Origin of the sequence: Pseudomonas sp. B21-028 (assembly GCF_024749045.1) — a bacterium.
Lineage (GTDB): Bacteria > Pseudomonadota > Gammaproteobacteria > Pseudomonadales > Pseudomonadaceae > Aquipseudomonas.
Genome location: NZ_CP087184.1, coordinates 2,251,284 through 2,265,268 on the forward strand (window position 1 = coordinate 2,251,284; position 13,985 = coordinate 2,265,268).

A 13,985-nucleotide genomic window follows, 5' to 3' on the forward strand; every position below is an offset into this window, starting at 1 on the left:
ACCGCCATAACGTCCATGGGGCGTAAAAGGAGCGATGCTCGATGACTGCCGAACACCCGACTGACTTGGCGTACAACCCGAATCTACCGCTGTCCCACGCCTTGTTGTTGCCACGTATTGCAATTGAAAACACCATGCCGGTGATTGATGGCGGGCAGTTCGCCGCCAAGGCCGTGGCGGGGCAGAACGTCACGGTGACCAGCAAGGTCTTCACCGATGGCCATGACAAGCTGGCCGTGCGAATCCGCTGGCGTGCACTGAACGATGAGTTGTGGAACAGCGAGGTCATGACCGACCTGGGCAATAATGGCTGGCGGGGCCAGTTCCATGTGCCCGACCAGGGTCGTTATGTATTCTGCATCGAGGCCTGGTTCGACCAGTACGCGAGCTTCTGCTACGAACTGGAAAAGAAATACGGCGCCGGCGTCCCCATCAGCCTGGAATTGCAGGAAGGGCGCAACCATGTGCTACAGGCCGCCGAGCGCAGCGATGGCGAGTTGAGCGAACAACTGGCGGCGTTGCACCACGAGCTTTCGGGGTTGTTGCCGGCCGAGCAGGTGGCCTTGTTCCTTGCACCGCACAGTGCCGACCTGATGTCCCTTGCCGATCACCGGCCTTACCTGAGCATCAGTCCCGAATATCCACTGGACGTGGAGCGCGAACGGGCCGAGTTCGCCAGTTGGTATGAGTTGTTTCCCCGTTCGATCACCGATGATCCCAGCCGCCATGGTACGTTCAACGACGTGCATTCGCGCCTGGCGATGATCCAGGACATGGGCTTCGACGTCCTGTATTTCCCGCCGATTCATCCCATCGGCCGCAGCTTTCGAAAAGGCCCGAACAATTCCCTAACCGCCGGTCCCGACGATCCGGGCAGCCCGTATGCCATCGGCAGCGAAGAAGGTGGGCATGAGGCCATCCATCCGCAATTGGGCACCCGGGAAGACTTCCGCCGCCTGGTAGCGGCTGCCGAGGCCCATGGCCTGGAGATCGCCCTCGATTTCGCCATCCAGTGTTCCCAGGACCACCCCTGGCTCAAGCAGCATCCGGGCTGGTTCAGTTGGCGGCCGGACGGCACGATCAAATACGCGGAAAACCCGCCGAAGAAATACCAGGACATCGTCAATGTCGACTTCTACGCGGCGGAGGCGATTCCCAGCCTGTGGACCGAACTGCGGGACGTTGTGCTGGGCTGGGTCAACGAAGGCGTGAAGATGTTCCGCGTCGACAACCCCCACACCAAGCCGCTGCCGTTCTGGCAGTGGCTGATCGCCGATGTGCGGGCCCGGCATCCGGAGGTGATCTTCCTCGCCGAGGCCTTTACCACGCCGGCGATGATGGCCCGGTTGGGCAAGGTCGGTTATTCCCAGAGCTACACCTATTTCACTTGGCGCAACACCAAGGCCGAGCTGGCGACCTACTTCAGCGAGCTCAACGAGTCGCCGTGGCGCGAGTGCTATCGACCGAATTTCTTCGTCAACACCCCTGACATCAACCCGGCCTTTCTCCATGAGTCGGGACGCGCGGGTTTTCTGATCCGCGCAGCGCTGGCGACCATGGGTTCGGGCTTGTGGGGGATGTATTCGGGCTTCGAACTCTGCGAGTCGGCACCGGTGCCGGGCAAGGAGGAATACCTCGATTCGGAGAAATACGAAATCCGCCCGAGGGACTTCACCGCACCGGGCAACATCATTGCCGAAATCGCCCAGCTCAACCGCATCCGCCGCCAGAACCCGGCGCTGCAGACCCATCTGGGCCTGAAAATCTACAACGCCTGGAACGACAACATTCTGTTTTTCGGCAAGCGCACACCTGACGGCAGCAACTTCGTCCTGGTGGCGGTCAGCCTCGATCCGCACACCCCCCAGGAAGCCAATTTCGAGTTGCCGTTGTGGGAGATGGGCTTGCCGGACGATGCCCAGACCCAGGGCGAGGACTTGATGAGCGGGCACCGCTGGACCTGGTATGGCAAGTACCAGTTCATGCGCATCGACCCGGGGTATCAACCGTTCGGGATCTGGCGGATCAGCACAACTTGAGGCCTGAGGTGAAGGGATTTCTGTGGCGAGGGGATTTATCTGTGGTGAGGGGATTTATCTGTGGCGAGGGGATTCATCCCCGCTGGGCTGCGAAGCAGCCCCAAAAAAAAGCCACTCAGTCCACAGGACACGGCGGTGCGATTTAGGAGGGGGCTGCTCCGCAGCCCAGCGGGGATAAATCCCCTCGCCACAGATAGTCCCCTTGCCAGATAAATCCCTGGCCACAGAGACACCATGAGCCCATGCCCCAGCGGTCTTATTGAATTCATCAGGAGTTGCAAATGGCGAAGAAACCGCGGTCAGCCACGTTCATCAAGGACCCGCTCTGGTACAAGGATGCGGTGATCTATCAGGTACACGTCAAATCCTATTTCGACTCCAACAACGACGGTATCGGCGATTTTCCCGGTCTGATCGCCAAGCTCGACTACATCGCCGACCTGGGCGTCAACACCATCTGGCTGCTGCCGTTCTATCCATCGCCCCGGCGCGACGACGGTTATGACATTGCCGAATACCGTGGCGTCAGTCCTGACTACGGCACCATGGCCGATGCACGACGCTTCATCGCCGAAGCCCACAAGCGCAACCTGCGGGTCATCACCGAGCTGGTCATCAACCACACCTCCGACCAGCACCCGTGGTTCCAGCGGGCACGCAAGGCCAAGCGCGGTTCGAAGGCGAGGGATTTCTACGTCTGGTCCGACGACGACCACAAGTACGACGGCACCCGGATCATTTTCCTCGACACCGAAAAGTCCAACTGGACCTGGGACCCGGTGGCCGGCCAATACTTCTGGCACCGCTTCTATTCCCACCAGCCCGACCTCAACTTCGACAACCCGCAGGTCATCAAGGCCGTGCTGTCGGTGATGCGTTACTGGCTGGACATGGGCATCGACGGCCTGCGCCTGGACGCGATCCCGTACCTGATCGAGCGCGATGGCACCAACAACGAAAACCTGCCCGAGACCCATGATGTCCTCAAGCTGATCCGCGCCGAGATCGACGCCAACTACCCCGACCGCATGCTGCTGGCCGAAGCCAACCAATGGCCTGAAGACACCCAACTGTACTTCGGCGATGTCGATGCCAAGGGCCTGAACGGTGACGAATGCCACATGGCGTTCCACTTTCCGCTGATGCCGCGCATGTACATGGCGCTGGCCCAGGAAGACCGCTTTCCCATCACCGACATCCTGCGCCAGACGCCCGAGATCCCGGCCAATTGCCAATGGGCGATTTTCCTGCGCAACCATGATGAGCTGACCCTGGAGATGGTCACCGACAAGGAGCGCGATTACCTGTGGAACTACTACGCGGCCGACCGTCGGGCGCGCATCAACCTGGGCATCCGTCGACGCCTGGCGCCGCTGGTGGAGCGTGACCGGCGTCGGGTGGAGCTGCTCAACAGCCTGCTGCTGTCGATGCCCGGCACGCCGACCTTGTACTACGGTGACGAAATCGGCATGGGCGACAACATCTATCTGGGGGACCGCGACGGGGTGCGCACGCCGATGCAGTGGTCCATCGACCGCAACGGCGGTTTTTCCCGGGCCGACCCGGCCAGCCTGGTGCTGCCACCGATCATGGACCCGCAGTACGGCTATCAATCGGTGAACGTCGAGACCCAGGCCGGCGACCCGCATTCGTTGCTCAACTGGACCCGGCGGATGCTGGCGGTGCGCAAGCAGTCCAAGGCCTTCGGTCGTGGGACCCTGAAAATGCTGTCGCCGAACAACCGGCGGATCCTGGCCTATACCCGCGAATACACCGGGCCGGATGGCAAGCATGAAATCATCCTCTGCGTGGCTAACGTGTCCCGCAGCGCCCAGGCCGCCGAGCTGGACCTGTCGGCCTACGCGGGCATGGTGCCGGTGGAGATGCTGGGGGGTAATGCCTTCCCGCCCATCGGCCAGCTGAATTTCCTCCTGACCCTGGCGCCTTATGGCTTCTACTGGTTCGCCCTGGCGGCGGAAAACCAGATGCCGAGCTGGCACGTGGAGCCGGCCCAGAGCCTGCCGGACTTCACCACCCTGGTCTTGAAAAAACGCCTGGAAGAATTGCTCGAAGCGCCCTCGCGCACCACCCTTGAGCAAACCATCCTGCCGAGCTGGCTGCAGAACCGGCGCTGGTTCGCCGGCAAGGACAGCGCCATCGAGAAGGTCGACATCGTTTATGGCGTGCGCTTCGGCGATCCGCAGCACCCGGTGCTGCTCAGCGAAATTGATGTCACCAGCGGCGGCCAGACGCTGCGTTATCAACTGCCCTTCGGTCTGCTGGCCGAGGACCAGGTCGGCGCGGCGCTGCCACAACAACTGGCGTTGTCCCGGGTACGCCGGGTGCGTCAGGTGGGGTTGATCACCGATGCGTTCGCCTTGGAAAGCTTCATCCGGGCCGTGCTGACCAGCATGCAGGCGGCCACGGTGCTGCCGTACGCCGATGGCGAGTTGCGTTTCGAACCTACCGAGGGACTGGCGGCGCTGAACCTGGGCGCCGAGCCGGAGGTGCGTTACCTGTCCGCAGAGCAGTCCAACAGTTCGGTGGTGGTGGGCGGCAGCCTGGTGCTCAAACTGATCCGCAAGGTCGCTTCCGGCGTGCACCCGGAACTGGAAATGAGCGCCTACCTGACTGCCGCGGGCTTCAGCAATATCTCGCCGCTGCTGGGTTCGGTGATCCGCCGCGATGCCGAGGGCGAGGATGCGCTGCTGATGATCGCCCAAGGCTACCTGAGCAACCAGGGCGACGCCTGGGAATGGACCCAGAACAACCTCGAGCGGGCCTTGCGTGATGAGCTGGCCGATGCGGTGTCCGAGCAGGAACAGCATTACAACGCCTTGGGTGAACTGAAGGATTTCGCCGGCATGCTCGGCCAGCGCCTGGGCGAAATGCACCAGGTGCTGGCACAAGCCACCGACAACCCGGACTTCACCCCGCAGAAAACCACGGCCAAGGACGCCCAGGCCATCGGCCGGGACGTGGCCGCCCAGGTGGAAAATGCCTTGCGTCTGCTCAAGCAGCACCAGAGCCAATTGAACCCGGCGGACCAAGCCATGGTCGCACGCTTGCTGGAGCAGAAAAAAACCGTCCTGGCCCACGTCCAGGAGTTGGCCGGCAAGGCCGCCGGTGGTTTGCGCATCCGGGTCCATGGCGACCTGCATCTGGGGCAGGTGCTGGTGATCAAGGGCGACGCCTATCTGATCGACTTCGAAGGCGAGCCGGCTCGGCCGTTGCATGAGCGCAGGGGCAAGCACAGCCCGTACAAGGATGTCAGCGGTGTGCTGCGCTCCTTCGATTACGCGGCAGCCATGGCGATTCACTTGCACACCGTCGATAGCACGGCGGATGCCGACGCGGCGCGGCAGCGGGTCGCCGATCGCTATTTGAGCGAAGCCCGACAGGCATTTGTGCAGGCATATCGACTGGCGGCAGCTAGTCTTGCCCATGAGTGGAAGGATGCTGAAGGCGAAGACGCCGCGCTGGCGTTGTTCGGCCTGGAGAAGGCGGCCTATGAAGTGGCCTATGAAGCCGAGAATCGCCCCGCCTGGCTGCCCGTGCCGTTGCACGGCCTGTACGGGTTATTGAGTGGGCTTGAACCCTTTTCCGATTTTTAGTGGAGAGCATCATGAGCGTCTCGAACAAGGAACCACAGGGACAGGCCAAAGAGTCTTTGCTGCCGTCCCCCCGTGATATCGACGCGCTGGTGCGTGCCGAACATCACGATCCGTTTTCCATCCTGGGGCCCCATGGCGACGGCGCCGGCGGCCAGTTCATCCGGGCGTACCTGCCCGGTGCACTGAGCGTGCACGTGATCGCCCGTGACGGTGGCGAGGAGCTGGGCGAGCTGCAGCTGGGCGATACGCCGGGGCTGTTCTTCGGCCATTTCGACCATGCCCAGCCCTATCTGCTGCGCACCCGCTGGGCAGGTGGCGAGCAGGTGGCCGAAGACCCCTACAGCTTCGGGCCGTTGCTGGGGGAAATGGATCTCTACCTGTTTGCCGAAGGTAATCATCGCGATCTCAGTTCCTGCCTGGGGGCGCAACTGACCACCGTCGATGGTGTCGACGGCGTGCGGTTCGCCGTCTGGGCGCCGAATGCCCGACGGGTGTCGGTGGTCGGTGACTTCAACGTCTGGGACGGACGCCGGCATCCGATGCGCATCCGTTATCCATCGGGCGTTTGGGAGCTGTTTATCCCACGCTTGGGGGCTGGAGAAGCCTATAAGTATGAAGTCCTCGGTGCCCACGGCATCCTGCCGCTCAAGGCCGACCCGGTAGCATTGGCCAGCCAGATGCCCCCGGACACCGCGTCGAAAGTCGCTTCACCGCTGAAAATCGAATGGCAGGACGGTGAATGGATGCAGCACCGTCGCGAACGCCAGGTCCCCAGTGCGCCGTTGTCGATCTACGAACTGCACGCCGGTTCCTGGCAATGCGAAATCGACGAGGCCGGGGAAGTGTCCCGGCAATACAACTGGCATGAACTGGCCGAGCGGCTGATTCCCTACGTCAAGGAACTGGGCTTCACCCACATCGAGTTGATGCCGATCATGGAGCACCCGTTCGGCGGCTCGTGGGGTTACCAGCCGCTGTCGCAGTTCGCGCCGACGGCACGCTTCGGTTCGCCCGACGATTTTGCCGCCTTCGTCAACGCCTGCCACCAGGCCGATATCGGCGTGATTCTCGACTGGGTGCCGGCGCATTTCCCCACCGATACCCATGGTCTGGCCCAGTTCGACGGCACGGCGCTGTACGAGTACGGCAACCCGCTGGAAGGCTTCCACCAGGACTGGGATACCCTGATCTACAACCTGGGACGCACCGAGGTCCACGGCTTCATGCTGGCTTCGGCCCTGCACTGGTTGAAGCATTTCCATGTCGACGGCCTGCGTGTGGATGCCGTGGCGTCGATGTTGTATCGCGACTATTCGCGCAAGGCCGGGGAGTGGGTGCCCAACCGTCACGGTGGGCGCGAGAACCTGGAGGCCATCGACTTCCTCCGGCACCTCAACGATGTGGTCGCCCTGGAAGCCCCGGGCGCGCTGGTCATCGCCGAAGAGTCCACCGCCTGGCCTGGCGTCAGCCAGAGCACGCAACAGGGCGGCCTGGGCTTCGCCTACAAATGGAACATGGGCTGGATGCACGATTCGCTGCATTACATCCAGCAGGACCCGGTGTACCGCGCCCATCATCACAACGAACTGAGTTTTGGCCTGGTGTATGCCTGGTCCGAGCGGTTCGTCCTGCCGATTTCCCATGACGAAGTGGTCCATGGCAAACGCTCGCTGATCGACAAGATGCCCGGCGACCGCTGGCAGAAGTTTGCCAACCTGCGCGCCTACCTCAGTTTCATGTGGGGCCATCCGGGCAAGAAGTTGTTGTTCATGGGCTGTGAGTTCGGCCAGTGGCGCGAGTGGAACCATGACCAGCAATTGGATTGGTACCTGACGCAATACGCCGAGCACCGTGGGGTGCAGAAGCTGGTGAGCGACCTGAACCGGCTCTATCGCGAGGAGCCCGCGCTGCACGATCAGGATGACGCGCCCCAAGGGTTCCAGTGGTTGATCGGCGACGACGCACTGAACAGCGTCTATGCCTGGCTGCGCTGGAGCAAGGAGGGCAGGCCTGTGCTGGTGGTGGCCAACTTCACGCCGGTGCCACGCGAGGCCTATCGCGTTGGCGTGCCTTTCGCCGGGCGTTGGGTGGAATTGCTCAACAGCGACGCCGACACCTATGCCGGGTCCAACTACGGCAACGGCGGCGGAGCCTCCACCGAGCCAGTGCCCAGCCATGGTCAGGCGTTGTCCCTTGAACTCAACCTGCCGCCGTTGGCGGTGTTGATCCTGCGGCCGGAGGGGTAGCTCTCTAGGCGAATGATCATTGTGGCGAGGGAGATCTATCTGTGGCGAGGGGATTTATCCCCGCTCGGTTGCGCAGCGACCGCAAAAGAGGGGCTGCTGCGCAGCCCAGCGGGGATAAATCCCCTCGCCACAATAAATCCCTCGCCACAGATAGGTCCTTTCGCCACAAGAGCGGTGTCGTTCTGAAGATCAGCGCACGAGACACGGCTGCTTGTTGTTGAACGTCCAGCCCGGAATCAGGTACTGCATCGCCACCGCATCGTCCCGCGCCCCGAGCCCCATGCCTTTGTACAGCTCATGGGCCTTGGCAAGTTGATCCATGTCCAGCTCGATCCCCAGCCCCGGCTTCTTCGGCACCTGTACGCAGCCACCCTGGATCTGCAAGGGCGCCTTGGTCAGTCGTTGACCGTCCTGCCAGATCCAGTGAGTGTCGATGGCCGTGATGTCACCCGGTGCGGCGGCGGCCACATGGGTGAACATCGCCAGGGAAATATCGAAGTGATTGTTGGAGTGCGAACCCCAGGTCAGCCCCCACTCATTGCACATCTGCGCCACCCGCACCGAACCCTGCATGGTCCAGAAATGCGGATCGGCCAAAGGGATGTCCACTGACTGCAAGGTGATTGCGTGGCCCATCTCGCGCCAGTCGGTGGCGATCATGTTCGTGGCGGTCTTCAGGCCCGTGGCACGGCGAAACTCAGCCATGACCTCGCGGCCCGAATAACCGTTCTCGGCGCCGCATGGGTCTTCGGCATAGGCCAGTACCCGGTGCTGGTCACGGCACAGGCGGATGGCTTCCTTGAGCGACCAGGCCCCGTTCGGGTCCAGGGTGATGCGCGCCTGGGGGAAGCGTTCGGCCAGGGCGGTGACCGCTTCGATCTCTTCGTCGCCCTTGAGCACGCCGCCCTTGAGCTTGAAGTCCTGGAAGCCGTAGCGCGCATGGGCGGCTTCGGCGAGGCGCACCACGGCGGCGGCGTCCAGGGCTTTCTCGTGGCGTACGCGGAACCAGTCGTTGTCGGCATCCGGCTCGCTGCGATAGGGCAGGTCGGTTTGCTGGCGATCACCAACGTAGAACAGATAACCCAACATCTTCACTTCATCGCGCTGCTGGCCTTCGCCGAGCAGGGCGGCGACCGGTACGTCCAGGTGCTGGCCGAGCAGGTCCAGCAAGGCCGCTTCCAGGCCGGTGACCGCATGGATGGTGATGCGCAGGTCGAAGGTCTGCAGGCCGCGGCCACCGGCATCGCGGTCGGCGAACGCCTGGCGAACGCTGTTGAGGATCTTCTGGTAGGTGCCGATGGGGTTGCCGACCACCAGCGCCCGGGCGTCCTCGAGGGTCTGGCGAATGCGTTCGCCGCCGGGCACTTCGCCGACGCCGGTGCGGCCGGCGTTGTCCTTGAGAATGACGACATTGCGGGTGAAGAACGGACCGTGGGCGCCGCTGAGGTTCAGCAGCATGCCGTCATGGCCGGCCACGGGCACGATCTGCATGCTGGTGATGATCGGAGCTTTGCTGGCTTCTTGTGAATTCATTGTGCTTATCCTTGAACGAATCGAATGATCAGACGTGGCTGGCCGCCGCACCGATGCCCAGGTCGTGCACCATACCGGTACGCACGAAGCCGATGTTCACACGATCGATGTAGTTGACGATAAACATGATGACGAACAGCGGCAGGATGTGGCGCTTGACCCTGGACATGGCCGACGACAGCACCGGATCCGCGTCGGCATTCGCCCTGAGGCTGGATGTGTTCACTGGTTTTTTCTCCCACTCATTGTTTTTATGCGGGGCATCGAGCAAGAATCGATGTTGATAGACATCATACAACTTGATTTTTTTCGATGACAAGTTGTTTTTGCTGATGTTTGTGAGAGGTTATGCTGCTTTTTATGCGGTATTCTTGGGGTTGCAGGGATTTTATAAGAGTTTTTTGAAATTTTGGCATGTGTGTAGAGGAGGGCTAAGCTGTGCCGGTAATCAGGAAAATCTCAATATTTGATGTGTTGTCATACAAGTTTAAGGGGTCACGGTGACCGCTTCCAAGCCCGCTGGTGATAGGATCAGCAGCCTGTCTTTGAGGAACCCCGGCGATGCAAGACACCGATGCGACCCAGCGCAAACGTACCCACAACCTGGCCCATGATCTGGTGGCGAAGCTGAGCCAGAGCATCCTGCTGGGGCAGTTGAAACCGGGGCAGAAGCTGCCCTCGGAAGGCGCCATCGTGCTGGAGCATGGCGTCAGCCGCACGGTGGTGCGCGAGGCGATCTCCAAGTTGCAGGCTTCGGGGCTGGTGGAAACGCGCCATGGCATCGGTACCTTTGTACTGGAGCAGACCGGCGAGCCGGGGTTGCGCCTCAATGTCGATACCGCGGCAGGGGTGCGGGGTATCCTGGAACTGCGCCTGGGTCTGGAAACCCAGGCGGCGGCCCTGGCGGCCCAGCGCCGCAGTGAATACCACTTGGAGCAGATGCGTCAGGCACTGGATGACTACCAATGCTTGCTCAGCAGCAACGACAGCTGCGTCGAAGCCGACCGGCGCTTCCATCTGCTCATCGCCGAGGCCACGGGCAACACCTGTTTTGTCGAAGTCATGCAGCACCTGGGCAGCGCGATGATCCCCAGGACCCGGGTAAACGTGGCCGAAAGAGGGCAGGTTGACCTGGGGAAACTGGCGCAGTTGGCCAATCTCGAACACGAAGCCATCTTCAACGCCATCAAACGCCAGGACCCGGACGCCGCCCGCGCCGCCATGTGGCTGCATCTGACCAACAGCCGTGACCGGTTTGGCGCGGGGGCCTGATCGGCCGCTATCGCGAGCAAGCTTTGCTCCCACCGGAAAGCTGCGTGGTCACAACAGTCCATTCACCTGAACATCGTGGGAGCAAGGCTTGCCCGCGATAGCGCCATTGGATTCAACATCATCTTTACTGACCCACCGCCATCGCGAGCAAGCTTTGCTCCCACCGGAAAGCTGCGTGGTCACAACAGTCCATTCACCTGAACATCGTGGGAGCAAGGCTTGCCCGCGATAGCGCCATTGGATTCAACATCATCTTTACTGACCCGCCGCCATTGCGAGCAAGCTTTGCTCCCACCGGAAAGCTGCGTGGTCACAACAGTCCATTCACCACTGAATATCGTGGGAGCAAGGCTTGCCCGCGATAGCGCCATTGGATTCAACATCATCTTTACTGACCCACCGCCATCGCGAGCAGGCTCGCTCCCACAATAGGTCTTCAGTGAGCACGCATTCTGTGACCGGCGCAGATCCCTTGTGGGGGCGAGCCTGCTCGCGATAGCGTCCTCACAACCAACACCACCCCGACAGTCGGCAGGCAAAAAAAACCGGCGCAACCGAGGTTGCGCCGGTGGTGGTGCCGGTGGCTTTACGGATATTCGTGGGTCCGCTCAGCCACCGTTGAACCCGTTGCCGGTTACGGCCGCTCCAGGGCCAGGGCCACACCTTGGCCGCCGCCGATGCACAGCGTTGCAAGGCCTTTCTTGGCGTCGCGCTTGATCATTTCATGCAGCAACGACACCAGTACCCGGCAACCCGACGCCCCGATCGGGTGGCCCAGGGCGATGGCGCCGCCATTGACGTTGACCTTGTCCATGTCCCACTTCAGTTCCCGGGCCACGGCCAGCGACTGGGCGGCAAAGGCTTCGTTGGCTTCGATCAGGTCCAGTTGCTCCAGGGACCAGCCGGCCTTGTCCAGGCAGCGGCGGGTGGCCGAGACCGGGCCGATGCCCATGATGGCCGGGTCGACGCCAGCGTTGGCGTAGGCACTGATTTTCGCCAGTACCGGCAAGCCCAGGGCCTTGGCCTTTTCAGCGCTCATCAGCAGCACCGCCGCCGCACCGTCATTGAGTGACGAAGCGTTGCCAGCGGTGACGCTGCCGTCCTTCTTGAAGGCGGGCTTGAGTTTGCCCAGGGACTCGGCGGTGGTGCCGGCCCGTGGTTGCTCATCAGTGGCAAAGGTCAGCGGATCGCCCTTGCGCTGGGGAATCTGGATCGGCGTGATCTCATCGGCAAAGCGACCACCTTCAATCGCGGCCACGGCTTTCTGCTGGGACGCGGCGGCGAAGGCATCCTGCTCCTCGCGACTGATGCCGTACTTGTCCACCAGGTTCTCGGCGGTGATGCCCATGTGGTAATCGTTGAAGGCATCCCACAAGCCATCGGTGATCATGCTGTCGATCATCTGCGCGTGGCCCATGCGCAGGCCCGTGCGGGCGGCCGGCAGTACGTAGGGAGCCAGGCTCATGTTTTCCATGCCGCCGGCGATGATGACGTCGGCATCGCCGCAGCGGATCGCCTGGGCGCCGAGGTGCAGCGCCTTGAGGCCGGAGCCACAGACCTTGTTCAGGGTCATCGCCGGCACGGCATGGGGCAGTCCGGCCAGGATCGACGCCTGGCGCGCCGGGTTCTGCCCGGAGCCTGCGGTCAGTACCTGGCCAAGAATCACTTCATCGACCTGCTCGCCGGAAATCCCGGTCTGCTCCAGCAGGCGGCGGATCACCGCTGCGCCGAGTTCCGGTGCAGCAATGGAAGCCAGCGAGCCCTGGAAACTGCCGATGGCGGTACGGGTGGCGGCGACAATCACGACTTCTTGCATCGAATCTCTCCTCACTGGGCAGCGAACTGCATTTCAGGCACATGGTCCGGCACGATCAATTTGCCGGCGGTCTTGGCGACGATTTCTTCGACGCTGACACCCGGGGCCCGTTCTTTCAGGATGAAGGCGCCGTCCTGGATTTCCAGGTAGGCCAGGTCGGTCAGCACACGCTTGATGCAACCGGCGCCGGTCAGTGGCAGGCTGCAACGGGGCAGCAGTTTCGACTCGCCGTCCTTGGACGCATGGGTCATGGTCACGATGATGTTCTCGGCACCGGCCACCAGGTCCATCGCACCGCCCATGCCTTTGACCAGCTTGCCGGGGATCATCCACGAGGCAATGTTGCCTTCGACGTCCACCTCGAACGCGCCGAGCACGGTCAGGTCGATGTGACCGCCTCGGATCATGGCGAACGACTCGGCCGAAGAGAAAATCGATGCGCCGATGCGCGCGGTGACGGTCTGCTTGCCGGCATTGATCATGTCGGCGTCGACTTGGTCCTCGGTGGGGAACGCGCCCATGCCGAGCAAGCCGTTTTCCGATTGCAGCATGACTTCCATGCCTTCGGGAATATAGTTGGCGACTAGGGTGGGAATGCCGATGCCCAGGTTCACGTAGTAGCCGTCCTGCATTTCGCGGGCGACGCGTTGAGCCATTTGTTCGCGGGAAAGTGCCATGTCGTTATTCCTTCTTTAGCTGGAGGCAGGGGATCACTTGCGTACGGTGCGCTGTTCGATGCGCTTCTCGAACGTGCCGCAGATGACCCGGTCGACGTAGATGCCAGGGGTGTGGATCTGCGTCGGGTCCAGCTCGCCGGGTTCGACGATCTCTTCGACTTCGACCACGGTGATCTTGCCCGCCGTGGCGGCCAGCGGGTTGAAGTTCTGGGCGGTGTGGCGGTAGACCACATTGCCGAAATGGTCGGCTTTCCAGCCTTTGACGATGGCGAAGTCGCCGGTGATGGACTCTTCCATCAGGTACTGGCGGCCATGGAATTCACGCACTTCCTTGCCCTCAGCCACCGGAGTACCGACGCCAGTGGCGGTGAAGAACGCGGGGATGCCTGCACCGCCGGCACGCATTTTTTCGGCGAGGGTGCCTTGGGGGGTGAGCTGGACTTCGATTTCGCCGCTCAGCAACTGCTGCTCGAAGAGGGCGTTCTCGCCCACGTAGGAGGCAATCACCTTGCGGATCTGCCGGTCTTCCAGGAGCACGCCGAGGCCAAAGCCGTCGACACCGCAGTTGTTGGACACGACGGTGAGGTCGCGGATGCCCTTGCGCTTGATCTCGGCGATCAGGTTTTCCGGAATGCCGCACAGGCCGAAGCCACCGGCGATAACGGTCATGCCGTCTTTCAAGCCCGCCAGCGCTTCTTCATAGGAACTCACGCGTTTGTCGAAACCTGCCATAGACACCTCTTTTATTCTTGATGGGGTCGCAATGGATTGCAGTGTTGCGCCAAGTC

8 protein-coding genes and 1 pseudogene are annotated in these 13,985 nt (G+C 62.0%); 4 read left to right on the plus strand and 5 right to left on the minus strand.

Annotation, left to right across the window (positions count from 1 at the left end):
* The first annotated feature begins 41 nt into the window (after positions 1-41).
* From LOY35_RS10270 to glgB, 3 genes are all read left to right on the plus strand, one after another.
* A complete protein-coding gene (locus tag LOY35_RS10270; protein WP_258632221.1) occupies positions 42-2,039 on the plus strand; it encodes an alpha-1,4-glucan--maltose-1-phosphate maltosyltransferase in 1,998 nt (665 codons plus the stop codon).
* Positions 2,040-2,320: 281 nt separating this feature from the next.
* Positions 2,321-5,653 carry a maltose alpha-D-glucosyltransferase gene (treS, locus tag LOY35_RS10275; protein ID WP_258632223.1) on the plus strand — a complete coding sequence of 1,111 codons (3,333 nt, stop codon included), beginning with the start codon at positions 2,321-2,323 and terminating at the stop codon, positions 5,651-5,653.
* A gap of 11 nt (positions 5,654-5,664) precedes the next feature.
* Positions 5,665-7,899: a 1,4-alpha-glucan branching protein GlgB gene (gene glgB / locus LOY35_RS10280; protein ID WP_258632225.1), complete on the plus strand. Its 2,235-nt coding sequence runs from the start codon at positions 5,665-5,667 to the stop codon at positions 7,897-7,899.
* 189 nt (positions 7,900-8,088) lie between these two features.
* On the opposite strand, the gene gudD is transcribed toward glgB, so the two are convergent.
* Positions 8,089-9,432 (minus strand): glucarate dehydratase, encoded by a 1,344-nt coding sequence (gudD, locus tag LOY35_RS10285; protein WP_041023638.1) that lies wholly within the window; start codon positions 9,430-9,432, stop codon positions 8,089-8,091.
* 40 nt (positions 9,433-9,472) lie between these two features.
* Positions 9,473-9,658 (minus strand): annotated as a pseudogene (locus LOY35_RS10290) (MFS transporter); the annotation flags it as partial.
* Positions 9,659-9,993: 335 nt separating this feature from the next.
* On the opposite strand from LOY35_RS10290, the gene LOY35_RS10295 reads away from it, so the two are divergent.
* Positions 9,994-10,704, plus strand: a complete 711-nt coding sequence (locus tag LOY35_RS10295; protein WP_258632227.1) for a FadR/GntR family transcriptional regulator — start codon at positions 9,994-9,996, stop codon at positions 10,702-10,704.
* Between the two features lie 634 nt (positions 10,705-11,338).
* Here the strand turns inward: LOY35_RS10295 and LOY35_RS10300 are convergent.
* From LOY35_RS10300 to LOY35_RS10310, 3 genes are read right to left on the minus strand one after another with little or no spacing between them, the layout of a single operon-like run.
* Positions 11,339-12,520, minus strand: coding sequence for an acetyl-CoA C-acetyltransferase (locus LOY35_RS10300; RefSeq protein WP_258632229.1), 1,182 nt, complete (start codon positions 12,518-12,520; stop codon positions 11,339-11,341).
* 11 nt (positions 12,521-12,531) lie between these two features.
* Positions 12,532-13,197, minus strand: a complete 666-nt coding sequence (locus LOY35_RS10305; protein WP_258632230.1) for a CoA transferase subunit B — start codon at positions 13,195-13,197, stop codon at positions 12,532-12,534.
* Between the two features lie 33 nt (positions 13,198-13,230).
* Positions 13,231-13,929, minus strand: coding sequence for a CoA transferase subunit A (locus tag LOY35_RS10310; RefSeq protein ID WP_041023642.1), 699 nt, complete (start codon positions 13,927-13,929; stop codon positions 13,231-13,233).
* Positions 13,930-13,985: the final 56 nt, after the last annotated feature.